24 protein-coding genes are annotated in these 22,807 nt (G+C 66.7%); 19 read left to right on the forward strand and 5 right to left on the reverse strand.

The genetic code is table 11. The features are described 5' to 3' along the window. Nucleotides 1-50 precede the first annotated feature (50 nt). The 19 genes from METRZ18153_RS0110560 (at nucleotide 51) to METRZ18153_RS0110650 (ending at nucleotide 17,846) form a co-directional block, all read left to right on the forward strand. A complete protein-coding gene (locus METRZ18153_RS0110560) occupies nucleotides 51-311 on the forward strand; it encodes a hypothetical protein (protein ID WP_020164709.1) in 261 nt (86 codons plus the stop codon). Continuing rightward, nucleotides 308-2,560: a phage major capsid protein gene (locus tag METRZ18153_RS0110565; RefSeq protein ID WP_020164710.1), complete on the forward strand. Its 2,253-nt coding sequence runs from the start codon at nucleotides 308-310 to the stop codon at nucleotides 2,558-2,560. The genes METRZ18153_RS0110560 and METRZ18153_RS0110565 overlap by 4 nt, the downstream gene beginning before the upstream one ends. Before the next feature lie 180 nt (nucleotides 2,561-2,740). Next, nucleotides 2,741-3,118 (forward strand): hypothetical protein, encoded by a 378-nt coding sequence (locus tag METRZ18153_RS0110570; protein WP_020164711.1) that lies wholly within the window; start codon nucleotides 2,741-2,743, stop codon nucleotides 3,116-3,118. After that, nucleotides 3,115-4,452, forward strand: a complete 1,338-nt coding sequence (locus tag METRZ18153_RS0110575) for an SGNH/GDSL hydrolase family protein (RefSeq protein ID WP_198291213.1) — start codon at nucleotides 3,115-3,117, stop codon at nucleotides 4,450-4,452. Before METRZ18153_RS0110570 ends, METRZ18153_RS0110575 begins: the two co-directional genes overlap by 4 nt. A gap of 100 nt (nucleotides 4,453-4,552) precedes the next feature. Beyond that, a complete protein-coding gene (locus METRZ18153_RS0110580; protein ID WP_020164713.1) occupies nucleotides 4,553-5,209 on the forward strand; it encodes a hypothetical protein in 657 nt (218 codons plus the stop codon). Further along, entirely contained in the window at nucleotides 5,206-5,715 is a 510-nt protein-coding gene (locus tag METRZ18153_RS20400) for an HK97 gp10 family phage protein (RefSeq protein WP_020164714.1), read from the forward strand. Before METRZ18153_RS0110580 ends, METRZ18153_RS20400 begins: the two co-directional genes overlap by 4 nt. Next, complete coding sequence (locus tag METRZ18153_RS0110590; protein ID WP_020164715.1) at nucleotides 5,712-6,179, forward strand: hypothetical protein; 468 nt, start codon at nucleotides 5,712-5,714, stop codon at nucleotides 6,177-6,179. The genes METRZ18153_RS20400 and METRZ18153_RS0110590 overlap by 4 nt, the downstream gene beginning before the upstream one ends. A gap of 23 nt (nucleotides 6,180-6,202) precedes the next feature. Next, nucleotides 6,203-6,394 carry a DUF7210 family protein gene (locus METRZ18153_RS20165; RefSeq protein ID WP_020164716.1) on the forward strand — a complete coding sequence of 64 codons (192 nt, stop codon included), beginning with the start codon at nucleotides 6,203-6,205 and terminating at the stop codon, nucleotides 6,392-6,394. A gap of 36 nt (nucleotides 6,395-6,430) precedes the next feature. Beyond that, a complete protein-coding gene (locus tag METRZ18153_RS0110600; RefSeq protein WP_020164717.1) occupies nucleotides 6,431-7,189 on the forward strand; it encodes a phage tail tube protein in 759 nt (252 codons plus the stop codon). A 2-nt stretch (nucleotides 7,190-7,191) separates the two neighbouring features. Continuing rightward, nucleotides 7,192-7,680 (forward strand): DUF6631 family protein, encoded by a 489-nt coding sequence (locus METRZ18153_RS20405; protein WP_020164718.1) that lies wholly within the window; start codon nucleotides 7,192-7,194, stop codon nucleotides 7,678-7,680. Between the two features lie 189 nt (nucleotides 7,681-7,869). Further along, complete coding sequence (locus METRZ18153_RS0110610; protein ID WP_020164719.1) at nucleotides 7,870-11,097, forward strand: tape measure protein; 3,228 nt, start codon at nucleotides 7,870-7,872, stop codon at nucleotides 11,095-11,097. 10 nt (nucleotides 11,098-11,107) lie between these two features. Further along, nucleotides 11,108-11,512, forward strand: a complete 405-nt coding sequence (locus METRZ18153_RS0110615) for a hypothetical protein (protein WP_020164720.1) — start codon at nucleotides 11,108-11,110, stop codon at nucleotides 11,510-11,512. Nucleotide 11,513: 1 nt separating this feature from the next. Beyond that, nucleotides 11,514-12,026 carry a DUF1833 family protein gene (locus METRZ18153_RS0110620; RefSeq protein ID WP_020164721.1) on the forward strand — a complete coding sequence of 171 codons (513 nt, stop codon included), beginning with the start codon at nucleotides 11,514-11,516 and terminating at the stop codon, nucleotides 12,024-12,026. After that, entirely contained in the window at nucleotides 12,023-12,439 is a 417-nt protein-coding gene (locus METRZ18153_RS20175; RefSeq protein WP_020164722.1) for an NlpC/P60 family protein, read from the forward strand. The genes METRZ18153_RS0110620 and METRZ18153_RS20175 overlap by 4 nt, the downstream gene beginning before the upstream one ends. A 23-nt stretch (nucleotides 12,440-12,462) precedes the next feature. Continuing rightward, a complete protein-coding gene (locus METRZ18153_RS20410) occupies nucleotides 12,463-15,720 on the forward strand; it encodes a host specificity factor TipJ family phage tail protein (protein ID WP_020164723.1) in 3,258 nt (1,085 codons plus the stop codon). After that, nucleotides 15,717-16,001, forward strand: a complete 285-nt coding sequence (locus METRZ18153_RS0110635; protein WP_020164724.1) for a hypothetical protein — start codon at nucleotides 15,717-15,719, stop codon at nucleotides 15,999-16,001. The genes METRZ18153_RS20410 and METRZ18153_RS0110635 overlap by 4 nt, the downstream gene beginning before the upstream one ends. Continuing rightward, nucleotides 15,998-16,819: a hypothetical protein gene (locus METRZ18153_RS0110640; RefSeq protein WP_020164725.1), complete on the forward strand. Its 822-nt coding sequence runs from the start codon at nucleotides 15,998-16,000 to the stop codon at nucleotides 16,817-16,819. Before METRZ18153_RS0110635 ends, METRZ18153_RS0110640 begins: the two co-directional genes overlap by 4 nt. A gap of 394 nt (nucleotides 16,820-17,213) precedes the next feature. Beyond that, nucleotides 17,214-17,477 carry a hypothetical protein gene (locus METRZ18153_RS0110645; RefSeq protein ID WP_020164726.1) on the forward strand — a complete coding sequence of 88 codons (264 nt, stop codon included), beginning with the start codon at nucleotides 17,214-17,216 and terminating at the stop codon, nucleotides 17,475-17,477. Between the two features lie 69 nt (nucleotides 17,478-17,546). Next, nucleotides 17,547-17,846, forward strand: coding sequence for a hypothetical protein (locus METRZ18153_RS0110650; RefSeq protein WP_020164727.1), 300 nt, complete (start codon nucleotides 17,547-17,549; stop codon nucleotides 17,844-17,846). Between the two features lie 495 nt (nucleotides 17,847-18,341). On the opposite strand, the gene METRZ18153_RS0110655 is transcribed toward METRZ18153_RS0110650, so the two are convergent. From METRZ18153_RS0110655 to METRZ18153_RS0110675, 5 genes are all read right to left on the reverse strand, one after another. Beyond that, a complete protein-coding gene (locus METRZ18153_RS0110655; protein WP_020164728.1) occupies nucleotides 18,342-19,985 on the reverse strand; it encodes an electron transfer flavoprotein-ubiquinone oxidoreductase in 1,644 nt (547 codons plus the stop codon). Nucleotides 19,986-20,113: 128 nt separating this feature from the next. After that, nucleotides 20,114-20,977 (reverse strand): SPFH domain-containing protein, encoded by an 864-nt coding sequence (locus tag METRZ18153_RS0110660; protein WP_020164729.1) that lies wholly within the window; start codon nucleotides 20,975-20,977, stop codon nucleotides 20,114-20,116. Between the two features lie 13 nt (nucleotides 20,978-20,990). Continuing rightward, nucleotides 20,991-21,449: an NfeD family protein gene (locus METRZ18153_RS0110665; protein WP_020164730.1), complete on the reverse strand. Its 459-nt coding sequence runs from the start codon at nucleotides 21,447-21,449 to the stop codon at nucleotides 20,991-20,993. A 31-nt stretch (nucleotides 21,450-21,480) separates the two neighbouring features. After that, nucleotides 21,481-22,407 carry a histone deacetylase family protein gene (locus METRZ18153_RS0110670; RefSeq protein ID WP_020164731.1) on the reverse strand — a complete coding sequence of 309 codons (927 nt, stop codon included), beginning with the start codon at nucleotides 22,405-22,407 and terminating at the stop codon, nucleotides 21,481-21,483. Between the two features lie 118 nt (nucleotides 22,408-22,525). Continuing rightward, nucleotides 22,526-22,714, reverse strand: coding sequence for a hypothetical protein (locus METRZ18153_RS0110675; RefSeq protein WP_020164732.1), 189 nt, complete (start codon nucleotides 22,712-22,714; stop codon nucleotides 22,526-22,528). Nucleotides 22,715-22,807 lie beyond the last annotated feature (93 nt).

The raw sequence follows: 22,807 nt of genomic DNA on the forward strand, positions 1-22,807 counted from the left end.
TGCCCACACTGGCACCCGTTCGCTTTTCAAACCGCGATGGAGTGCCACCCATGAGTGCATCGGACCCGAAGTCCACCCCGCCGGCCGCTGAGGCAGCCAAGCCCGAACTGACTGCGAAGCAGGCCGCCGCGCTGGTGAAGCGCGCGGTGCCGCAGCCGCCGGACGAAGACGGCAAGCCGCAGCCGGACAAGATGGTGGCGGTGAAGGCCGAGGAAGTGCTGTCGCACAAGGTCTATGAAGACGGCCGCGTTGTCGTCGTGACCGAAGACGGCCAGAAGTTCGAGGGCGCGCTGAAGGAATCGGCGAAGTGAAGACCATCCCGCCCGAGGGCCTGCGCGGTCTGCGCCTGGTTGAAGCGGCGGCCGGCGAGCTGCGCGCCCGTTTCGACCTGGTGCGCGCTGCGGTGGCCAAGGCCAACGGCCGCGACTGGGCGGACATCGTCGCCTGGTACGCCGACCGCGTCGTGGTATGTGACGAGGGCGGGCGGCTCAAGGCCTACCCCTACGCCATCAACGACGACAACACCGTGCAGCTCGGCGCCCCGGAAGAAGTGGTGCAGCAGCACGTGCCGGTGCGCGTGGTCGAGTCGGTCGATGTCGGCCGCGTGATCGAGGCCGCCGCCGACAAGGGTGAGTGGCTGATCCGCGTCATCCGCGCCGGCGAGTCCGCCAACGGCAACGTCTACCCGGCCGCGGTGCTGCGCGAGGCCGCGCCGATGTTCGAAGGTGCCCGCGTGTTCGTGAAGAGCGACGACGAGCACATCAAGGGCAGCGGCAAGGATGTGAACAAGCTCATCGGTGGCCTCACTGCGCCGCGCTTCGTCGAGGGCGCCTCGCCCGAGGCCGGCGAGATACAGGCCATCGTGCGGCTCATCGAGCCTGAAGGCGCCATCGCCGTGCGATTCCGCGAGGCGCACTCCCGCGGCCTTTCCGGCCTCTTCGGTTTCAGCATCGACGCCTACTGCGACGCGAAGAAGGTCACGCGCGGCGGCAAGCGTTTTCGCGAAGCCACGAAGTTCAAGGCAATCAATTCCGTGGATCTGATCGTCGAGCCGGGCGCCGGCGGCGAACTGATCCGCATGGTCGAAGCAAAGCAATCACAGGAGCACGACACTATGCGTACCCGCATGATCGAAGCCATCCGCGCCAAGCGCCCGGACCTCGCCGCGGACATTACCGACGACACGCCGGAAGATGTCGTGCTGGCCCGCTACACCGAAGCCACGAAGCCCGCGCCGACCGCGTCGGGCGTCACGCCCGAGCAGCTGGCCGAGCAGGTGCGCATGATCGAGGCCCGCGCCACCGCCCGCGCCACCATCGGCGCCAGCAAGCTGCCGCAGCCGGCGAAGGACAAGCTCATCGCCGACTTCGCAGCGCGCGAGCGCTTCGTCGAGGCCGACGTGACCACCGCGATCGAAGCCGAAACCCAGTATCTCGGCCGCTTCACCGAATCCGGCAAGCCCATCATCCCGTTCAACTCGGTGGAAGTGGGCGACCGCAGCGTGCTCATCGCCGACATGCTCGACGCCTTCTTCGACCGCAGCCACAAGAATCACCGCAGCGTGCAGTCGTTCAAGGAGTGCTACATCGAGATCACCGGCGATCGCCGTGTGACCGGCGATGTGGAAGATTGCGACATGTCGCGCCTGCGTGAGGCGGCTGGCAGCCGCTTCGTTGAATCGGTGAGCACCACCACCTTCGCGAACGTGCTGGGCGATTCGATGCGCCGCAGCCTCGTGCGTGCCTACGAGGGCGACACCGACCTGCAGGGCTGGCGCCGCGTGTGCGACGTGGTGCCGCGTTTCGACTTCCGCAGCAATGAGATCACGCGCATCGGCGGTTACGGCAACCTGCCGGCCGTGAATCAGGCTGCGGGCTATGCGGCGCTGACCACGCCCAGCGATGAGAAGGCGAGCTACGCCGTCACCAAGCGCGGCGGCACCGAAGACGTGACGCTGGAGGCGATCCGCAACGACGATGTCGGCGCGCTGCGTCGCATCCCGCAGGAGCTGAGCGCCGCCGCGCTGCAGACGCTGTACGAGTTCGTGTTCGACTTCATCCGCACGAACCCGACCGTCTACGACGGCGTGGCGCTGTTCCACGCGTCCCACAACAACCTGGGCACCACCGCGCTGGACGCCACCAGTGCCGCGGCCGCGCGCCTCGCGATGGTGAATCAGACCCGCGCCGGCAGCGGCAAGAAGATCAACTGCGGGCCGGCCACGCTGCTCGTACCGTTCGAGCTGCAGGAAGCGGCCTTCAACCTGTTCGTGCGCGGCACCAACAACGACAAGACCTACGTCCAGACGCTGAACCCGTTCGTCCTGCCGATCAACTACTGGACCGACGCGAACGACTGGGCGATGGTCGCCGACCCGATGAAGTGCCCGACCATCGAAATCGGCTTCCTCGACGGCCAGGAGACGCCCGACCTGTTCGTGCAGGACATGCCCAACGTCGGCTCGATGTTCAGCAACGACAAGCTGACCTACAAGATCCGCCACATCTACGGCGGCACCGTGCTCGACTTCCGCGGCATGCGCAAGCACGTGGTGGCGTAAGGCATACGACCAGGCGCAGTGATCCATGCCCTGGCGGCGCGGTGTAGGCCGTGCCGCGCTGCCGGGTGCATGGGGAGCCCTCCCGCAACGGCCTTCGAACAATTCTCGTGACCGTGGCACGCTCGGGGTGCGGCATCGGCCGCACCCCGCGGGGCCCCGGCACCTCACCGGAGGCACGCCGTGCAACTCAAGACCCAATTCCCGTCCGTAAATCAGGCGCTGTCCGCGTCGCTGCAGGACATCGCCACCTTCGATGTCGCCCAGCTCGACGTGCTGCACCTGGACATCGAGAACACCGGCAGCGCCGCCTTCACCGACTTCCGCGTGCTCGCCCGCGTATCCGAAGCCGCCCCGTGGCGCGACATCACCCCGGCGAGCCTGATGGTCGAAGGCGACCTGGTCTTTGCCCCCGCCCGCACCGTTCTCAGCACGCTGGCCGCGGGCAACTGGGCGCACCTCGGCCTGAACATCACCGACTTCCAGGGCGTGAAGCTGCAGGCAATGGGCGCGAGCGCAGCATCGAAGGTCACCGCCGGCGGCTATGAGGTGAAGCCGTGAGCGGGCTGGATGTATTTGGTCGGCTCAGTCCGCGGATGGGGGCGCGGCAGGCCGCTGCGATGGTGGGGGCGGCCGGTGCGGGCATAGGCGCTTATGCATCAGCGGCACCGCCGGTTGCAATGGTGGGGGGCGACTCCCAACTTGACCGGACGTTCCTGACGACCGCAACAGAGAATTCACTGGTCGGCTACGGCGCCCTAAACCACGCAAACATGGTGCTGGGGCAGGCGTGGGACTGGGTGCCGGGGGCGGATCAGGCCGTTATCGGGGATTCGACCGATGACGTGCTGACCAGGATGGCAGAGATTCGCGCCGTCGATTGCGACCTGCGTTTTCTGAGCCTCGGGACGAACGACATCTGGGGCGACCTGCGCACTGGCGAGCAAACGATTGCTGGACTGGGGCAGGTCTTCGATGCGCTCTCCGACAAGCCCCTCATTTACATCCCGATCACGCCGCGCAGTTTCATCGACGCTGACAAGGTGAGTTACGCACTGCAGGTTAATCGGTGGGCGGCAGCGCAACAATCCGTGCGCCGCAACCTGATCGTGGTCGAGCGGGCCGTCGATGCGATCATCGATCCGTCCAGTACGCAGTTCGTCGCCGCGGCTGGCCTGCTCGACGGCGCCGTGCACTGGAACAACGCGGGCGCGGTCAAGGTCGGCGCGGCCATCGCGGCGCGACTCGCAGGGCTGTATCCGGGCCGTGCGCGGATGGTTTCGTTTGCTGGCGATGCGTATCCGACGAACAACGCATCCAACCAACTGCTGCCGTCGCCGATCCTGTCTGGAACGTCGGGCGGGAAAACCGCGACTGGCGGCGGAACCGCGCCGACAGGCAACGTCGCAGCAGGCTTTGAAGTTGATCACGCCGTCGCAGGGACGGGCGCGTGCGCGTGCTCACTGGTTGCGCGCGCTGACGGAATCGGCAGCGATCAGCGTTTGCAGATCAGCGGCGCTGCGGCGAATGATCGTTGGACGTTTCGGAATACCGGGAACATCACTCAGGGCGTATCGCCGGGAGAAGTTCTTCAGGCGCTGGGCGACATCCGGATTTCGTCACACACCAACCTCACCGCGGCCAATCTTTTTATCCAGGCGCAGGTTGACGGTGGTTCGATCAACTACAACCAGGCTCTGCGTAATAGTGCAGCCGATGCGGCCTACGGGGCCGGTTTTGTAGGTGGCATACAGCGCACGCTCGCCGCCGCCTTGCCGGCTGGGGCGACCATCACCGCATTGCAATTTCGCGTCGATGTTCGTTTTGGTGCCGCTGGCGGTGCAGCGGACGTACTGCTCGGACGCCCGAACTTTTGGAATTTGTCGCGACAGTAATACTTATCTGCTCACCACCCAGCCGCCTAGGGGGCTTTTTCATTCCCCGCCGTCCGCGTTCAGCATGTACCGATAGTCGCGCGCGCGCGACGATGCGGGCATGCGTACCGACTTCCATGCCCTGATTGCCGATGCCCTGCCGGGCGCCTCGTTTGACGACGCGGCGCGCGACAGGGCGTTTGCGTCTGCGCTGGCCACTTACAGCAAGGATCGCCCCCGGTCGCGCGTCGAAGATGTGACGGCCACGGGCGGCCATACGCTGCCGCTGCCCACGGGGTGGGTGGCGCTGGCGTCGCGCCTGCTCGATGTCGAGTACCCGGTGGGCAGCTTTCCGCGCCTCACGCTCGCGGCGGACCAGTACGGCACCTACGGCACGCCGACCGGCGAAGCGATCGGCCTGGTGGATGCCATCACGGCCGGCCACAACGTGCGGCTGACCTTTACCGGCGCGCACGAAGTGACCGACGCGGTCGATACCGTGCCGCTTGAGCATCGCCACGCGGTGGCCATGCTGGCTGCCTCGTTGCTGGCCGACCAGGAAGCCACTCGCCACGCCAACGACACGCCGGTGAGCATGGCCGGCGATGCGTCCGACCAGTCGCACCCGGCACGCGAATGGAGCTACCGCGCCAAGTCGCTGCGCAAGCAGTACAGCGACGCCGTGCCGGCCGCTGCCGGCGTGCTGCCGCCGGCCGGTGTGGTGGTGTCCGGCGTGCCGGCCACCGAGCGTCTGGTGCCGCGGAGGTTGCGGCGGTGAGCGCGCTACGCATCTATGTCGACGCGACCGATCTGGAGCGCCTGGCGGCGCAGTGGGATCGCGCGCCCAAGGTGTTCGACGACAGTGTGGGCGGTCGCGTAGGCGGTCTGATGATGGATGTCAGCGCCGACGTGAAGGAACTGACGCCCACGAACCAATCAACGCTGAAGGACAGCATCTTGCACGCAACGCAGGTGCGACCTGGTCTGGGTGTGACGGGCATCGTGGGCACCTCGTTGAGCTACGCAATACCGGTTGAGTTGGGTACGCGACCACACATCCCGCCAATTGAGCCGATTCTCTTGTGGGTAAAGCAGAAATTAGGGTTGCGCGGTCGCGAGGCAAAGAGCGCTGCCTACGCGATCAAGTGGACGATCGCGAAGCGCGGCACGCTGGGTGTGGGGATGTTCCATCGCACGTTCGCGCGACGGCGCGGCGAGATTGCCGGTGTTCTGAATTACGCGGTGCGTGAAGGTCTTCAGAAGGCTTTCGGAGGCCGGCCATGAGCGTCGCTGCCGTGCGCGCGGCCGTCGTCGCCAAGGTGTCCGGCATTGCCGGCATCGGCCTGGTGCATGACCGCGAGCGCTTCATCAACGACAACGCGAAGCTGAAGGCGCTGTACGTGAGCGCCTTCGCCGAGGGCGATCGCCTGCAGGGCTGGTACGTGAGCTGGCGAGGCATGGAGCCGGCCGCACCCGACGAACGCCGCGACACCTGGGCCGTCGTCGGTTACCGAGCGGTCGATGACGCGCGCGACAGCGAGGGCGTGTTCGCCACGCTCGCCGACACGGTCATCCAGGCCTTCCGCAGCTATGAGGCGCTGGCGCTGCCCGGCGTCGCCACTTTCGGCGAGGGGCTGAACGGCCCGTCGCTCAAGACGATGGACCACGTGATGTTCTGCGGTGTGCTGTGCCACCGCGTGGAGATCGAGTTGATCACCGCGAGCTTCACCGCGGTTCAGGGTCAGTGAAGCGCCTTCAACAGGAGAGAAGCATGAGCGCGAAGAACCAAGCCGCACCCGAGGCCAAGCCCGAGCAGACCGTCGATGTCGTGCTCGATGCGGACCACGAGCACCAGGGTGTGCCGCACAAGAAGGGCGAAACCCTCACCGTGCCGAAGCGCGTGGCCGACTGGCTGCGTGCGAATGGCGTTGTCGGCCAGGCGCCGGCTACCGAAAAAGCCTGATCGCCCGGCGACCAGGTTTAACCAAGGAGTACTGCCATGTCCCAGATCGCCATCCAGGGCAAGATGTCCGTCTACGAACGCACCGTGGGCGGTGACCCGATCGACGGCTTCTACGTCGGCTACACCGAGACGGTGACGCTCGATCTGTCGCTGTCCAGCGAAGAGTACGTCGAGGCCGATACCGGCAACAGCCTGACCGTCGCGAAGATCTCGACGGAGAAGAAGACCAACCTCAACGCAGAGATGCGCGAGCTGGACGAGAAAACCGCGGGCCTGGTCGTGCACGGCACGAACTCGACCGTCGCTGCAGGCACCGTGACGGATGAGCCGCTGCCGAACACGATCACGGCGGGCCGTTCGTACATCCTGAGCAAAAGCAATATCACGGGCAGTTTCGCGGTGGTCGACAGCACGCCGACCACGCCGAAGACGCTGCCGTCCGGCCAGTATTCCTGGACCAAGCAGGGCAGCATCATCGTGCTGGACAAGACGACCGGCGGCGCATACATCGAGCCGTTCAAGTGCAGCTACGCACACGGCGGCACGAAGGACATCGCGATCTTCAACGCACCGCAGCCGGAGCGCTGGGTGCGCATCGAAGGTATCAACCTGGCGGACAACAACAAGCCGGTGACCGTCGACATCTATCGCGTGGTCTTCGATCCGGCTCAGTCGTTCCCGATCAAGGGCCGTGGCCTGGCGAGCTACCGCCTGGGCGGCGCCGCGCTGGTCGACTCGACGAAGCCGGTCGACGGCGTGCTCGGTCAGTTCGGTCGCATCCGTCTGGCGGCCTGATCATGAGCGAACAGGCTGCACACCCCGCACCGACCGACCTGGACGTGCTCGTCCAGGCGGTCGACGAACCGCTCAACGTGGGCGGCAAAACCATCACCGTGCGCCCGATCCGCGTGAAGGTGCTGAGCCGGTTCGCGCAGGCGGTACTGCCGCTGGCGCAGGCCTTCGCGCCGGTGATCGACGGCAAGGCCGATCTGACGCAGATCAGCCTCAAGGACTTGAACCTGCAGGATCTGATTGTCTGGCACGCGTCGGACGTAATCCTCGCCGTGTCGCTGGCGACCGGTGAGCCGGAAGAGTGGGTCGGCGAGTTGGACCCGGCTGAGCTGATTCAGGTCGCGGCCGAGGTGCTGGCGGTGAACATGAATTTTTTCGTCCAGCGCCTGGCGCCGATGCTGCTGGCGTCGATCACCCGGATCGGCGCAGCGCGCGTGGCTGGGCCGACACCTTCCAGCAGCTCATCGAGCACGGCCACCGCCGCGCCGACATAGCGAACTACACGCTGGCGGAGATCGAGCTGTACCTGGGCGCAATTCGCCGCGCCGAGGCGCATCGCGCCCGCCAGCACCTGCTGCTCACCGCACAGGCTGCACGCAACGTGATCGGTGACGGCAGGGAGCTGATGCGGACAGCCGACCAGCTCGAAGCGATCGCCAACGACCAACCCCTGGAGTGACCTGGTGGCCGACGTAAAGAACACCCTCTCGCTGGAATTGCAGGTCAAGTACGACCAGGCAATGAAGGCGCTCGGGGAAGTTCGCGGCGCCATCGCGGCCGTCACGCAGGGCACGCCCAGCACCGCCACCGGCGGCGACCTGGGCGGCATGCAGCGCGCACTCGGCGAGCTGAAGACCAGCATTGCCGAGGTGAAGACGGCGATGGCCAGCGTTGGCCAAGGTAGTGGCGGCGGGGGCTTGGCATCTGGCATCGGTGCGCAAGCCGCCAAGGCCAAGGCTGAACTGAACGACCTGAAGAACAGCATTACCGGTGTGGGCGACGCGGCAAGCGGCGCTGCAGGCGGCGGACTGCGGTCGATGGCGACCGGCCTTGTCGGGCTGGGTGTTGGGGTCTTCACGCTCAAGCAGATCGCGGACGCCGTGATCGACGTGGGCCGCGCACTGCTCGAAGCGCAGGGCCGGCTGGACAACTTCCGGGCCGGTATTCAGTTCGCGCTGGGTCGGGACGCCGGGGCCGACCTCGACTACGTACGCGAGACAGCGTCGAACCTTGGCCTTGAGCTGACATCGTTGTCGCGCAGTTACGTGCAGTTCATGGCTGCATCGCGCGGCACTTCGCTTGAAGGCACCCGCGCCCGCGAGGTTTTCGAGTCGATCGCGCAGGCCAGTTCCGTGCTGGGCCTTTCTGCCGAGCGGCAGGAAGGTGCGCTGCGCGCGCTGGCGCAGATGATGTCGAAGGGCACCGTGCAGGCGGAAGAACTGCGCGGCCAGTTGGGCGATCAGCTGCCGGGGGCCTTCCGCCTTGCGGCGCAGGCGATGGGCGTCACCGAGGGTCAGCTTTCCAAGATGCTGGAACGCGGTGAGGTCATCGCGAGCGACTTTCTGCCGAAGTTTGCGGCGGCGCTGCGCACACAGCTCGGCGATACCGCGGTGACCGCCGCTGACGGCGCGCAGCAGGCCATGAATCGGCTTGCGAGCGCGTGGGAGCGTTTCGTCCAGGCCGTGGCGGACTCGGGTGTGGGGCAGGTGTTGAAGGGCGCCCTGAACACCCTGTCCGAGGCGCTTTCCGAGGTATCCGAGGCGTTCGAGCGCGCGAAGCGAAGCGGTGACGGATTCTTCTCGACGTTGGCGAAGGGCTACGCCGCGTACGCCGGCTATGTCCTGCGCGGCTTCGAGAAGGAAACCGAGGCGCTGGAGGCCTCGATCAGGAAGAACGAGGAACTGCTGCAACGGCAGGTGCGAAACGGCTACGACCCAAAGGGTGGCACGGTTTCGGCAATTCGCAGCCAGATCGAGCGCGACAAGGCGGAACTGGAATGGCTCAGGGGTAGCGGCGACGATGGCGGCTGGATGAATGCCGGCCAGCGCAAAGCGATGGATGAGCAGCGCGAGCAGGCTGAGCGTCGTCGCCGTCTTGAAGCCGATATCGGTGACGAGATCACCAAGAACCTTTCACAGATCGCCAAGGCCGAGAAGGCGCTGGCCGACTTCCGCAGTAAGTACGCGCTGCTTCAGGGCACCGCCGAATACGACAAGCTTGAGAAAGATCTGGTGCGGAAGCTGGCCGAGGCGCGTGATACGGCCTCGCGCAAGGGCGTGGCGCAGCCGATACCGAGCGCACGCCGTGTGTTCGACACCGAAGTCGAACTGGCACTGGATGCCGCGCGCCGCGAGGAGCGTGCGCTGCAGGAAAGCTATGGCGTGCGCCTGACCGACCTGCAGACCTACCTCGACCGCCGGCGGCAGATCGCCGATGCGGCACTCTCGGCCGAGACGGCGCGGCAGCAGACGCAGATCGACGCGCAGCGCGAGCTGCTGCGGAAGCTGGACGCGATCACGCCGAAGACCGACGTTCAGGCGCAGACCATTGCCGACCGCCGCACCGACGCGCAGCGCACGATCGAGCAGGCGCAGGCCCAGCAGATCAAGGCGCAGCGCGATCGCGACGACATCGAGCGGCAGTTGCGGCTGTTCGAAACGACCGAACGCCTGGCCGAGATGGAGCGCACCCGCACCCGTGTGGCCGAGGGCTATCGCGAGGTGCAGGACCGCATCCGCCTCGCCGTCGAGCGGCGCGAGATCACCGAGCGCCAGGCGCAGGACTACCTGGCCGAGGCCAACCGCCGCACGGCCGAAGGGCTGCGCGCGCAGGCCGAGCAGTACGACCGTATCGCCGAGGCGGGCGGCATCTTCGCCGAGAACGCCGCCCGCGCCGCCGCGGCGTTGCGCGTGGAAGCCGACAAGCTGGACAGCACGCTGACCTTCATCGAGCAGCGGTTCCGCCGAACCGCGGACAGCATTGACGCCGCGTTCCAGGAAGGCCTGGCCGACATCTTCGAGAGCATCGGCGAGAAGGGCACGAAGGCCGCGGACGTGATCCGCGAAGCGTTCCTGAACGTGGGCCGTTCGATCCGCCGATCGCTGGCCGAGATCGCGGCAGAAGACACGCTGAACGCGATCAATCAGTCACTCGGCAAGGATGCGAACGGTCAGCAGAACACGCTGGGCCGCGTCATTTCGCGGGCGCTGGGCGTCGATGGCAGTTCGCGCGAGCGGGCGCTGTGGGTGCGCAACGCTGATGGCGCGGGCGCTGCTGCCGCGGGCGCGCAAGGCATCCTGCCTGGCGACCTGAAGGGCACGCCGGGCATCGGCGACGTGCTGGGCAATATCGGCACGCAGCTGCGCGACCTGTTCGGCGGCTGGATGGACACGCTGGGCCAGCTGTTCGGCGAGATCACCGGCGGCTTCGGCAGCTTGTTCGACGGCCTGCTGTCGTCGCTCGGCAGCATCTTCAGCTCGGGCGGCGGTGGTGGAGGCGGTGGCTTCTTCGACGCCATCGGCAGCTTCTTCGGTTCCTTCTTCCACCAGGGCGGCGTTGTTGGCGCTGGCATGTCGCGTGGCCGCATGGTCGATCCGCGCGTGTGGATCGGCGCCCCGCGCTTCCACAACGGCGGCATCGCAGGCAACGAGGTGGCCGCCATCCTGAAGCGCGGCGAAGAGGTGCTGACCGAGGATGACCCGCGCCACGCCAAGAATGGCGGCGCGGCGATGGGCGTGAAGGTCGAGCTGATCAATCAGGGCACGCCGCAGCGTGCGACCGGCTCGCAGGCACGCTTCGACGGCCGCCAGATGGTGGTGCAGGTCTTCACCGAAGACATGGCGGAAAACGGCCCGATGTCGCGCGCGATACAGGACACGCTTGGCGGCAACCGCGCCGCCGGGCTGAGTTGAGGGGCTGCTGATGGAATCGTTCCCGACACTGCTTCGCGGGCGCATCCGTGTGCGCGACGGCTATGACCTGGAGCCGGTCACCAGCTTCACGCGCACCGACATGGAAGTAGGCGCGGCGCGCCAGGTGCCGCGCGACCCCGGCGCGGCGGTGCCGGTGCGCTGCACGATGGAGTTCAGCCAGCTTGAATGCGACATCTTCAATGCCTGGTACCGCTACAAGATCAACGACGGCGCCGACTGGTTCGAAATGCCGGTGGCCACGCCGCGGGGCGTGACGGTGGAGGAAGTGCGCTTCACTCGCGCACCGCGCCCGCGCATGCTCGAAAAGGGCGTGTTCATGGTGAATTGCGAGCTGGAGATCCGCACTCTGCCGCTGATGACCGAAGCCGCGCTCGATGCGCTGCTCGGGGGCTGACATGCCGGTCGATATCGACGTAGCCCTGCAGGAAGCCTATGCCAGCGCCAACGCGGTGGAACTGCACACGCTGGAGGTGCGCCACCCCGGCTTCACGCAGCCGATCCGCCTGGTGCTGAGCCATCGCAACCACACGCTGACGCTCGAAGCCGATGCGCCGCTCGATCCCTCGACGCCCGTCGAGTTCATTGGTACGTCGTTCGGCGCGGAAATGCCCGCGGTCGATGAGAACGGCCAGATGCGCATGCGCATCACGATCGACAACGCCACAGGCGAGATCGAGGACGAGTTGGGCCCGGCTGTGCAACTGCCGACCGTCGCTGAAGTGACCTACCGCACGTTTCTGGATCTGGACACCAGTGCGCCGCAACTGCCGATCCTGAACATGGAGGTGTTCGACGTGAGTGCCGGCGACATGACGATCGAAGTCGTTGTCGGGTTCGGCGACTTCAGCAACAAGGCGTTTCCTCGCGAGGACTACACGCGCCAGCGCTTTCCGGGGCTGCGGCGATGAAGGGGCCGGGACACTGGGCGGAGCAGTACATCGGCCTGCCGTGGGAAAAAGGGGGCGAGGGGCCGGACGCCTTCAACTGCTGGAACTTCTTCCGCATGGTGCAGCGCCAGCACTTCGGCCGCGAGATCGGGCCGGTGCAGGCCGATGAAGACGTGCCGCGCGAGTACATCGAGGCCTTCCGCACGCACCCCGAGCGCTGCGACTGGATCGAGGTCGACCGCCCTGCCGAGGGCGACGGCGTCGAGGTGTGGCACATCCGTTACCCGTGGCATATCGGTGTGTGGGTCGACGTCGATGGCGGCGGCCTGCTGCACTGCGTGCGCGGCATGGGCGTGATCTTCTCGCGGGCACACGAGCTGCCGGCACAGGGCTTCGGCCGCGTCGTGTGCTTCCGCCACCGGAGCGCGCTGTGACTCGCCGCGAGCCGTTTGCGCGGATGACAATCAGCGCCAGTGCGCTCGCGCCCAGCGTGACGGTGCGCGAGGTCGCGTTGCGCAAGCCCGCATCGATCGCAACGCTGGTCAGGCGCTACAAGGTCGGCACGCATGGCTTGCCCTTCGTGTGCTCGATCGACGGCTTGTACTACGGCCGCGCGGAGTGGCCGACGCGCCGCGTCGAGGCCGGCGAGCACGTGATCTTCCGCAGCGTGCTGCAGGGCGGCGGCGGCAGCAATCCGCTGAACCTGGTCATGCAAGCGGTGCTGGCGGTGGCCACCGGCGGCGGCTCGATCTGGGCCCAGATCGGCACCTTCGCCATGAGCGTGGTCAAGGGCATGGTGGTGAACTCGCTGCTGAACCTGCTGCTGCCCTCGCCGAAGCAGCCGGCGGCAGCCACCAGCCGCGCAATGGCCTCGCCCAGCCCGACCTACACCTTGCAGGCGCAAGGCAACAGCGCGCGGCTCGGCCAGCCGATTCCCGTGCTGTACGGCCGCCACCTGATCTTCCCCGACTACGCGGCCGACCCTTACGGCGAGTTCCGCGACAACGAGCAGGATCTGTTTCAGCTCTTCTGTGTGTCGCAGGGCCAGGTGGCGATCGAGCAGCTGCGGATCGAGGACACGGTGATCACCGGCACCCTGGGCGCCGACGGCTACTACCGGTCCGATTCGCCGTTCACCGGTGTGGTCTGGCAGATCGTGCCGCCGGGCGGCACGGTGACGCTGTTCCCGGCCAACGTCAGCACGTCAGGCGAGGTCGCTGGCCAGAAGGCCGAGAAGGACGAGACGCTGGGCCCGTTCGCGGTCAATGAGCCCGGCACCGTGATCGACCGCATCGGTTACGACGTGGTGTGCCCGAAGGGCCTGTACTGGTTCCGCGACGACGGCACGATGGACCCGCGTACGGCCACGTTCACGGTCGACGCCCAGCAGATCGACGACAGCGGCAACCCGCTGGCGGCGTGGTTTCAGCTCGCGACGCATTCCGTGTCGAAGGCGACGAACACCGCACAGCGCTTCAGCTGGACGAAACAGGTTCCACTGGGCCGCTATCGCGTGCGCCTGACTCGGGTAAATGACCCCGAAACGAGCACCCGCGGCACCAGTGACCTGCACTGGGCAGGCGTACGCGGTTATCACCCCGGAAACCAGGCTTACGGCGACGTGACGATGCTGGCGCTGCAACTGCGCGCCGGCAACCAGATCAGCGAGCAGAGCGCGCGCCGTATCAACCTGATCGGTCAGCGCTACCTGCGCACCTGGCACCCAGAAACCGGCTGGACGCCGGCGCCGGTGGCCACCCGCAACCCGGCGTGGGCGCTGGCCGACATGGCACGCGCACAGTACGGCGGGCGCCTGCCGGACAGCCGCATCGAACTGAGCACGCTGTACGAGCTGGCCGCGCTGTGGGAATCGCGCGGCGACCGCTACGACGCCGTGCACGACACGAAGGGCACGTTGTGGGAGGCGCTGACGCTGGCCGCGCGTGTCGGCCGCGCTGCGCCCTACACCCAGTACGCCAAGCTCTTCTTCGTGCGCGACACGCCGTCGACGATGCCGGCGATGCTGTTCAGCGACCGGAACATCGTGCGCGGCTCGATGCGCGTGCGCTACATCGTCCATAGCAGCGAGACGGTGGACGCCGTCGAGTGCGATTACATGGACGAAAACACCTGGTCGGAAAACCGGGTGCTGGCCAAGCTGGCCGACTCGGCCGCCGAGCAGCCCGCGCGCCTGAAACTGTTCGGCGCTGTGCAACGTCTGCATGTGTGGCGCGAGTGCATGCACATGGCAGGCGCGAACCGGTACCGGCGCGCCGTCATCACGCTGTCGACCGGCAAGGAGGGGCTGATTCCGCGCCCCGGCACGCTGTGCGCGATACAGCACCGCCGGCCGAAGTGGGGGCAGAGCGGCGGTGACCTGGTCGCGTTCACTGGCGCAAACGACGACGGTGGCGTCGATATCGGTGGCGTGCTCACCCTGGAGCGTCCAGTCGAGTTTCTGGACGCGACGCCTCATTTCGTTGCCTTCCGCGGTCGGCGGGGCGAAATGCATGGGCCCTACCAGGTCACCGCCGGTGCCGACGCGCAGCACGTCGTGCTTGCCGAGGCGATCGACGACTGGCAGCCCTATGTAGGCGCCAACGGCGAGCGCACGCACGTGGTGTTCGGGCCTTCGAACAGGATGTGGATCAAGGCGCGGCTGATCACGCCGATCCGCCCGCGTACCGAGACAGTCGAGCTGGCGTTCGTGATCGAGGCCGACGAGATGGCCGATATCGACGCCGGCAGCCCGCCGGCGGAAACGCCGGTGTTCAACCTGCCGACGATCCCTGATACGCCCTCGATCGGCGGCGACATCCTCGCTGTGCCGGGCGGCGCGCCGGATCTGCCCACGCTGGCGCTGTCGTGGCCGGGCGCGGTCGGCACGAAGTTCTACCTGGTGGAACACAGCTACGACAACGAGTCGTGGGTGCCGGTCGGCCAGCCGACGGCGCCCAGCTACACGATGCAGGTGCAGCGCGGCATGAGTTACGTGCGCGTGGCGCCTGTGGGCCGAAATCAAGGGCCGTGGGTCTACGCGAGCGTCGATGTGCAGGGCGGCACCGACACCGCAGAGCCTGGCCAGCCGGATGACCCGACGGCCGCGGCGTTCCAGACCACTATCGTCGTCGAGTGGCCCGAGCATCTGCGGCCGGATATCCGCTACATCGAGATCTGGCGATCGCCGTCGGCCACCTTCGCCGCCGGCGCCCAGCTCGACATCGTCGACGGCAACGTGCGCCGCTACGCCGACCCGGTCGGCACCAGCAACGCCCAGCGCTGGTACTGGTACCGCCTCATCAACACCCGCGGCGAGCCCGGCCCGTGGTCACTGCCGGCGAACGCAACGACCACGGCCGTAGGCGGCGTGACGGTCGTGGCCAACGTGCCGACCAGCAACATGGGCGACATCGTCTTCGTCAGCACGCAGCAGAGCCTGTACGAATGGCAGGGCACCGCTTACGTCAAGGCGCAGCCGACCATCGCTGCGAACAAGATCCTTGCCGGCACCATCACGGCTGCGCTGCGGATGGAGGCGGCGGAGATCGTGGGCGGCACGCTGGACATCGCCGGCAAGTTCAGTGTCGACGCCAACGGCAATGTGCTCATCCGCAGCAGCGCCAGCGGCGCGCGTGTCGAGGTCAGGAACAATGTCATCAAGGTCTTCGACGACAACAACGTGGTGCGCGTGAAGATCGGGGATCTGTCCCAATGAGCTGGGGCATCGAAGTCCGCTCCGAGGATGACGTGGTTCAGCTCACCAGCGAGGCGTCATCGCTGCTCTTCGTCGACTTCATCGAGCACATCGGCGCGGCCGGCGCCGTGTTTGCCTGGCCCGACCTGACCGGACGCCAGATCATGCTGATGGCCGTGCCTTATGTGGCGTGGCCGTTCTATGCGATCAGCTACCCGGGCGGCGTGCCGACGGTGACCACCACCGAACCGGAATGGGGCTCGGGGATGTCCAGCAACTTCGCCTACGTGTTCCTGATATGAGCTACGGATTCGAAGCGATGGACGCTGCGGGCCGGGTGCTGCTGTCGCACCGGGTCGGCGGTTACGGCTACAAGGGCACGTTCGCCGCCTCGTTGTATTCCGATTTCCTGACCTACACCTCGTGCGGCGAGCGATCGAACTCGTTCTACTGGATGCAGGGGCGCGGGAATTACAGGGCTTTCCTGCCGAAGAGCCAGTTTCCCAGCCCGCCGCTCGTGTTCTTCGAACTCCCGACCTATCCAGATGGCTGCGGCGTGGCGGGCATCTTCGAAGAGTCGTCGCAATGGGTCGTTTCATTTCTGTCGACGGTGCAGCCGGTGGTGCACGCCTTCGGCGTCTTCACGAACGAACCGAAGAGCACTGTGGGCGCGGGAATTCAGGTCTTTGACTCGAATGGTCTGCTTACTTTCGACAGCATCGCCCGGCGTCCCTTGCAGCTGCTGCAGCCGCCGCTGGCCATCGCTCAGCCTGCAATCAGTTGGCCACTCGTGGGGACGATCACCTACGGACGTGCCACGGTCACCAACGACACCACGTGGACGCCTGCAGTCACGCTGCCCAGCACTGTGCTGTGCTCGGGCGTCGCACTTTGGGAAGCGCTGTATGAGCCCGACACGATGGGCGCCGGCGGGAAGACCAACTATGGCCTGCACGTTCAGACCTGGTGGCGACTGCTAGGCCGGGACGGCAACAACATCCGCTTCTTCGGATACCAGTACAAGAACTGCCAAAACGCGACGGGTTGGCTCAATCCCTACACGCATCCGCGCGCGTTCAACGGTCACCTGATGCTTGCCGACAAGGCGCTCTACATATGAGCCGCAGCGTTCGCCTCGATGCGGCTGGCCTCAGCGAGTACGGCCTGATACCCGATCAGGTCGCCTGGGCTGATGAGGTGTGGATCGGGTCGGTGTGCATAGGGCTGGCCGGCGCCTGGGCATCCGGTCGTGTTCCATTGGCCCTGATTCGGAGCTTCAGGGCGCACGCCCTAGGCCTTCCGGTATTGGTCAATCACCTTCTTGGGGTTGATCCGGTCATCTACGTCAGCACCGGCGAATCGGCGTGGCTCGACTACTGCGTTCGCGCCGGTGGTGTGCCGATGGCGCGATTTCCAACGCTTGGGGTGATTTACGCGATCAGTCGTCAGCGCTGCACCTGGTGGAAAGGCGCCCGCGACCCCGACAACCTTCCCGTTCCCGATGGAGACTCGCGATGGATACCTCGCGCCGTTGTTCGCTTGCCGTCCTGATTGCCCTGCTCGCCGGCTGCGCGCTCACGCCGCCGGCGTTCAAGGCGCCGCCCGAGCTGAGCGAAGCCGAGGCCATCCAGTGGTATGCCGGCTGCGACAGCGGCGTGCATGTGGCCAGCTTCGGCCGGCTCGGGTCATGGAGCGCATCGAGCGGCCGCGCCTGGTCGCGCGGTTACGTGACCTGTCGTGACCGGTACGTTCTGCTGCAGGCGAAGCGGCGAGAGTAGGCCGAGGTGCTATCTTCAGTCCGTCGTGCCGGCCGTTGGTGCAGGCGACTGGATTGGCAGGATCGAAGAATGGCTGGGCGATGGGAAAAGCGTTGGTCGCACCGCGCTCCCTTCTATTTCAAACCCTCGGGATACGGTTCGACTTCGAGCAATGTGGTCTTCGACGCCGAAGGCCGATACATCTGCGGTCACGTCCATGCCGACATCGGCGCGCTGTTCGCGGCAGCCCCAACGATGTACGCGACGCTTCACCAGATCGCGGAAACGATGTCCGACGACGATCCGAGGAAGGATCTGATCAATCGAGCGCTCGCGAGGGCTGACGAGATCGATGGCGTCGCAACTCTTCCGCCACCTCGCAGAGATTGACCATTTCGTCACGCGTGATTCTGTTCAGCGGGGAATAATTTCGGCAAGGTCCATTTATCTCGCGTTTGTGCCGAATTTTTCTCGCGCGGCTTCACCTGAGCCAGGGTTTTGTGGGAGGGGTCCTCTGACCCCGACTGCGGCCGGCATCGAAGCCAGCGGACGGCGATGGCCCTGTCGCGGCCAAGGCCGCTCCCACAGGGATCGCGCCCGACCCGCGGCCGAAGTCGGGCTTTTGTGGGAGGGGTCTTCTGACCCCGACTGCGGCCTGCGTCGAAGCCAGCGGACGGCGACGGCCGTGTCGCGGCCAAGGCCGCTCCCACAGGGATCGCGCCCGACCCGCGGCCGAAGTCGGGGTTTTGTGGGAGGGGTCTTCTGACCCCGACTGCGGCCTGCGTCGAAGCCAGCGGACGGCGACGCCCGTGTCGCGGCCAAGGCCGCTCCCACAGGGGGATCGCGTCCGACCCGCGGCCGAGGCCGTTCCCACAGGAAACTGACCTACATGCCGTTGTAGATCGGCCCTTCCCCGCCCTGCGGCGTGACCCAGGTGATGTTCTGCGTCGGGTCCTTGATGTCGCAGGTCTTGCAGTGCACGCAGTTCTGCGCGTTGATCTGCAGCCGCGGGCCGGTCTGCTCGCGGATGATTTCGTACACCCCGGCCGGGCAGTAGCGCTGCTCGGGCGCGTCGTAGGCGGCGAGGTTGACGGTGATCGGTATGCCGGCGTCGGCCAGCCGCAGGTGACAGGGCTGGTCCTCTTCGTGGTTGGTGCTCGACAGGAAGACCGACGACAGGCGGTCGAAGGTGAGCACGCCGTCCGGTTTCGGGTAGTCGATCGGCGTACAGCTGGCGGCCGGCTGCAGTGAGGTGTGGTCGGCGGTGTTGCGCAGCGTCCACGGCACGGCGCCCTTGAACAGCAGCTGTTCGGCGCCGTACAGGAAGGCGCCCAGCCACAGGCCTTTCTTCATGTAGGGCTTGAAGTTGCGGGTGCGGTAGAGCTCGTCGCGCAGCCAGCTGATGCGGAATTTCTCCGGGTAGGCGGCGAGCGCGTCCTGCGCGCGCCCGGCGGCAATCGCCTCGACCGCCGCGTCGCCGGCCAGCATGCCGCTCTTGATCGCGGCGTGGCTGCCCTTGATGCGCGCGGCATTGAGGAAGCCGGCGTCATCACCGATCAGCGCGCCGCCCGGGAACACCAGTTTGGGCAGGCTCTGCAGGCCGCCGGCGGTGATCGCCCGCGCGCCGTACGACAGGCGCTGCCCGCCTTCGATGTGAGTGCGGATGGCCGGGTGGGTCTTGTAGCGCTGGAATTCCTCGAACGGCGACAGGTGCGGGTTGCTGTAGTTGAGCCCGACCACGTAGCCGATGGCGACCAGATTGCCCTTCAGGTGATAGATGAAGCCGCCGCCGTAGGTGGCGTTATCCAGCGGCCAGCCGGCGGTGTGCACGACCAGGCCCGGCTGGCTCTGTGCCGCCGGTACCTCCCACAGTTCCTTCAGACCGAGGCCGTAGGTCTGCGGGTCGACGCCGTCGCGCAGATTGAAGCGCTGTTCGAGCTCCTTGCCCAGGTGGCCGCGGCAGCCTTCGGCGAACAGCGTGTATTTCGCGCGCAGCGCCATGCCCGGCTGGAAGTTCGGCCCCTGATCGCCCTCGCGCGTGAGGCCCATGTCGCCGGTGATGACGCCGGCGACCTTGCCGTCCTCGATCAGCAGCTGGGCGCCGGTGAAGCCGGCGAACACATCGACGCCCAGCGCTTCCGCCTGCTCGCCCAGCCATTTGACGACATGGCCGAGTCGCACGATGTAGTTGCCGTCGTTGTGGAAGCTCTGCGGCAGCAGCGCGTGCGGCACCGGGCGCGCACCGGTTTCCGACAGGAAGAGCATGCGATCTTCGGTGACCGGCGTGTCGAGCGGCGCGCCCTGAGAGGCCCAGTCCGGCAGCAGTTCGGTCAGCGCGCGCGGGTCCATCACCGCGCCGGACAGGATGTGGGCGCCGACCTCGGCCGCCTTCTCGATCACGCACACCGACAGTTCGATGCCGGCCTGTGCCGCCTGCTGTTTCGCGCGGATCGCCGCCGCCAGCCCGGCCGGGCCGGCGCCGACGACCAGCAGGTCGAATTCCATGGACTCGCGTTCGATGTCGCTCATTCGTATTGTCTCGGGTGCGGGAGCGGACAAGGCCGCCTACAGGCCGATTCTCGCCGATCAGGTGCCGGCCCGCGCGTGCGGGCCGGGCATGTCAGGATTCCTGCAGGTTCTGGATGGCCCGCGCGAACTCAGCCCTTGCCGCCGGCGCGCGCGAAGATGCCGGCCACGGCGTCCTGCAGGTCGGCTGGCAGCACGACCACCTTGGCGTTCGGCGATTCGCCCAGCTTGTTCAGCGCGGCGATGTACTTCTCGCCGAGCAGATACATCATCGGCAGCTGCTGCTCGCCCAGCGATGCGGTGACGCGACGGATCGATTCGGCGCTCGCCTCGGCCAGCGTGACCTGGGCGGCGGCGTCGCGCTTGGCCGACTCCAGCCGCGCCTCGGCTTCGAGAATCATCGACTGCTTCTGACCTTCGGAGCGCGTCACCATGGCCTTGCGCTCGCGCTCGGCGCTGGCCTGCTGCTCCATCGCGCGCTGCATCGAGTCGGACGGATTGATGTCCTGGATCTCGACCGACTTCACGGTCAGGCCCCAGTCGATCGCCTCGTCGGCGATGCTCTCGCGCAACCGCACCTTGATCTTGTCGCGGCTGGACAAGGCCTGATCGAGGTCCATCTCGCCGACGATGGAACGCAGCGTGGTCATGATCAGGTTGCGGATCGCCTCGGAGAAGTCGGTCACGCCATAGACCGCCTTGACCGGGTCGGTCACCTTGATGAAGGCGACCGCATTGGTGCGGATGACCGCGTTGTCGCGGGTGATCACCTCCTGCTCCTGCACGTCGAGGATGATGTCCTTGGTCACCACCTTGTAGGCGACGTCGTCGAGATAGGGAATGATGATGTTGAGGCCGGGCAGCAGCGTGCGCAGATACTTGCCCATGCGCTGCACCACCCACTCCTCGCCCTGCGGCACCACGCGCAGGCCCTTGGCCAGCGTGACTGCGACGAATACTACCAATGCAATGACGACGATCAGTCCGGAACTCATGGGCAATCCTCCCTCAGGTTTTGTTGATGTGCGTGCGCCCGACCTTGAGCAGCGAGCCCTCGACCGACAGTACCTTCACCCGCTCGCCGACCGGCAGCGTGTCGTCGGCGATGCAATCCCATACGTCGGCGCCGAGCAGCGGCTTCTGGAAGCGCACCTGGCCGCGACCGAAGGGGGTGATCTCGTGCACCACCAGACCCACCTCGCCGAGCACGTCACCGGCCGACATGCCGGAGTGCGTGCGGTGCTGGTCGGCGCGGAAGACGCGGAACCACGCAAAAACCAGCACGCAGGACAGCACCGCCCACAACGCGAGCTGCAGCGTCAGCGACAGTGTGGGCACCGCCCACAGCAGCAGACCGATGCCGATCGCGGCAACGCCGAACCACAGCACCACCATGCCGGGCACGGCCAGCTCGATCACCAGCAGTGCAAGACCGGCGACCAGCCAGTGCCACCATTGAATATCCATATTGAAAGTCCGCAGTGAATGCCGGCGCAGTCTAGACGCTGCAGTCGCCGAGCGCCATCAGGTGAGCGGCCACCGCCGGACCGATGGCCGGCAGACCGTAGCCGCCTTCCAGCGTAGACACGATGCGCCCCTGCGCCGACGCCTCGGCGATGTCGCGCAGTTCGTGCGTGATCCAGCGATAGTCGGCGGCTTCGAGTTCGATATTGGCCAACGGATCGTCGCGCAGCGCGTCGAAGCCGGCGGAAATCAGCACCAGCTGCGGCCGGAAGGCGCGCAGCTTCGGCAGGGCAACCTCTTTCCAGTGTCGGCGGAAGGCGTCCGAGCCCTCGCCCGCCGCCATGCGCAACGGGATGTAGCCCGCTCGCTCGGGAAACTCGCCGCGCGGGTAATACGGGTGCTGGAAGCTGTCGGCCATCAGCACGCGCGGCTCGCGCCTGAACATCAGTTCGGTGCCGTTGCCGCGGTGCACGTCGAAATCGGCGATGGCGACGCGCTCGATGCCGTGCGTCGCCAGCGCGTGTGCGGCGCCGACCGCGACGTTGCCGTAGATGCAGAAGCCCATCGCGTCCCCCGGCTTCGCGTGGTGGCCGGGCGGGCGCGTCGCGCAGAAGACCGCCTTCGCCCGCCCGCTCATGACCAGATCGACGCCCTGCACGACGGCGCCAGCGGCGCGCGACGCAGCGGCCAGCGAGCCGGGCGACATCACGGTGTCGCTCTCCAGCTTGTAGGTGCCGGTCTTGGGCGCCACGCGCTCGACTTCGTCGAGATAGGCGGCGTTGTGCACGCGTTCAAGCTGGGCGCGGGTGACCAGAGGCGCCTCGACGCGCTGCCACTTGCGCGTGACGCCGGTGCGCTCGAGTTCGGCGAGCACGGTCTGCAGCCGGGCCGGCGATTCGGGGTGACGGTCGCCCGGACGGTGGTCCAGACAGTCGGGATGGGAAATCAGTACGCAGTCCATGGCCGCAGTGTAGGCGGCCTCGGCGTCGGCGTGGCGCGCCGGGCACGCACAAAAAAACGGGAGCCGCAGTGCGGCCCCCGTCGGTACGAAGAATCCGGGGCTCATCCAGCCCTGGACCTCACTTCTTCTGCGCAGCCTTCTTCTTTTCGTAATTGACCATTTCGTCCGGCGTGATGTGGCCGTCACGGTCGACGTCCATCGCCACCCAGTCGCGCGCCAGCTCGGGTTTGTCGGCCTTCGCGTCGGCAGCGTGGGCGCCGGCGCTCATCACGGCGCAGGCTGCAAAAACAAGACTGAACTTCTTCATTGCCATCTCCTGTCGTCGGTTGTGGGGTGCATCGTTGCGGCAATACTTAGCGCGCAAATCGAATGCCCCGCATAGAGGCGGAAGCAAGCCCCG

Origin of the sequence: Methyloversatilis discipulorum (assembly GCF_000385375.1) — a bacterium.
In the GTDB taxonomy this organism is placed as follows: domain Bacteria; phylum Pseudomonadota; class Gammaproteobacteria; order Burkholderiales; family Rhodocyclaceae; genus Methyloversatilis; species Methyloversatilis discipulorum_A.

What these genes read in the sequence shown, in the direction of transcription:
- METRZ18153_RS0110560 (WP_020164709.1), top strand. Translation starts at nt 51, where the DNA reads ATGAGTGCATCGGACCCGAAGTCCACCCCGCCGGCCGCTGAGGCAGCC.
- METRZ18153_RS0110580 (WP_020164713.1), top strand. Translation starts at nt 4,553, where the DNA reads ATGCGTACCGACTTCCATGCCCTGATTGCCGATGCCCTGCCGGGCGCC.
- METRZ18153_RS0110590 (WP_020164715.1), top strand. Translation starts at nt 5,712, where the DNA reads ATGAGCGTCGCTGCCGTGCGCGCGGCCGTCGTCGCCAAGGTGTCCGGC.
- METRZ18153_RS20165 (WP_020164716.1), top strand. Translation starts at nt 6,203, where the DNA reads ATGAGCGCGAAGAACCAAGCCGCACCCGAGGCCAAGCCCGAGCAGACC.
- METRZ18153_RS0110600 (WP_020164717.1), top strand. Translation starts at nt 6,431, where the DNA reads ATGTCCCAGATCGCCATCCAGGGCAAGATGTCCGTCTACGAACGCACC.
- METRZ18153_RS20405 (WP_020164718.1), top strand. Translation starts at nt 7,192, where the DNA reads ATGAGCGAACAGGCTGCACACCCCGCACCGACCGACCTGGACGTGCTC.
- METRZ18153_RS0110615 (WP_020164720.1), top strand. Translation starts at nt 11,108, where the DNA reads ATGGAATCGTTCCCGACACTGCTTCGCGGGCGCATCCGTGTGCGCGAC.
- METRZ18153_RS0110620 (WP_020164721.1), top strand. Translation starts at nt 11,514, where the DNA reads ATGCCGGTCGATATCGACGTAGCCCTGCAGGAAGCCTATGCCAGCGCC.
- METRZ18153_RS20175 (WP_020164722.1), top strand. Translation starts at nt 12,023, where the DNA reads ATGAAGGGGCCGGGACACTGGGCGGAGCAGTACATCGGCCTGCCGTGG.
- METRZ18153_RS20410 (WP_020164723.1), top strand. Translation starts at nt 12,463, where the DNA reads ATGACAATCAGCGCCAGTGCGCTCGCGCCCAGCGTGACGGTGCGCGAG.
- METRZ18153_RS0110635 (WP_020164724.1), top strand. Translation starts at nt 15,717, where the DNA reads ATGAGCTGGGGCATCGAAGTCCGCTCCGAGGATGACGTGGTTCAGCTC.
- METRZ18153_RS0110640 (WP_020164725.1), top strand. Translation starts at nt 15,998, where the DNA reads ATGAGCTACGGATTCGAAGCGATGGACGCTGCGGGCCGGGTGCTGCTG.
- METRZ18153_RS0110645 (WP_020164726.1), top strand. Translation starts at nt 17,214, where the DNA reads ATGGATACCTCGCGCCGTTGTTCGCTTGCCGTCCTGATTGCCCTGCTC.
- METRZ18153_RS0110650 (WP_020164727.1), top strand. Translation starts at nt 17,547, where the DNA reads ATGGCTGGGCGATGGGAAAAGCGTTGGTCGCACCGCGCTCCCTTCTAT.
- METRZ18153_RS0110655 (WP_020164728.1), bottom strand. Translation starts at nt 19,985, where the DNA reads ATGAGCGACATCGAACGCGAGTCCATGGAATTCGACCTGCTGGTCGTC.
- METRZ18153_RS0110660 (WP_020164729.1), bottom strand. Translation starts at nt 20,977, where the DNA reads ATGAGTTCCGGACTGATCGTCGTCATTGCATTGGTAGTATTCGTCGCA.
- METRZ18153_RS0110665 (WP_020164730.1), bottom strand. Translation starts at nt 21,449, where the DNA reads ATGGATATTCAATGGTGGCACTGGCTGGTCGCCGGTCTTGCACTGCTG.
- METRZ18153_RS0110670 (WP_020164731.1), bottom strand. Translation starts at nt 22,407, where the DNA reads ATGGACTGCGTACTGATTTCCCATCCCGACTGTCTGGACCACCGTCCG.
- METRZ18153_RS0110675 (WP_020164732.1), bottom strand. Translation starts at nt 22,714, where the DNA reads ATGAAGAAGTTCAGTCTTGTTTTTGCAGCCTGCGCCGTGATGAGCGCC.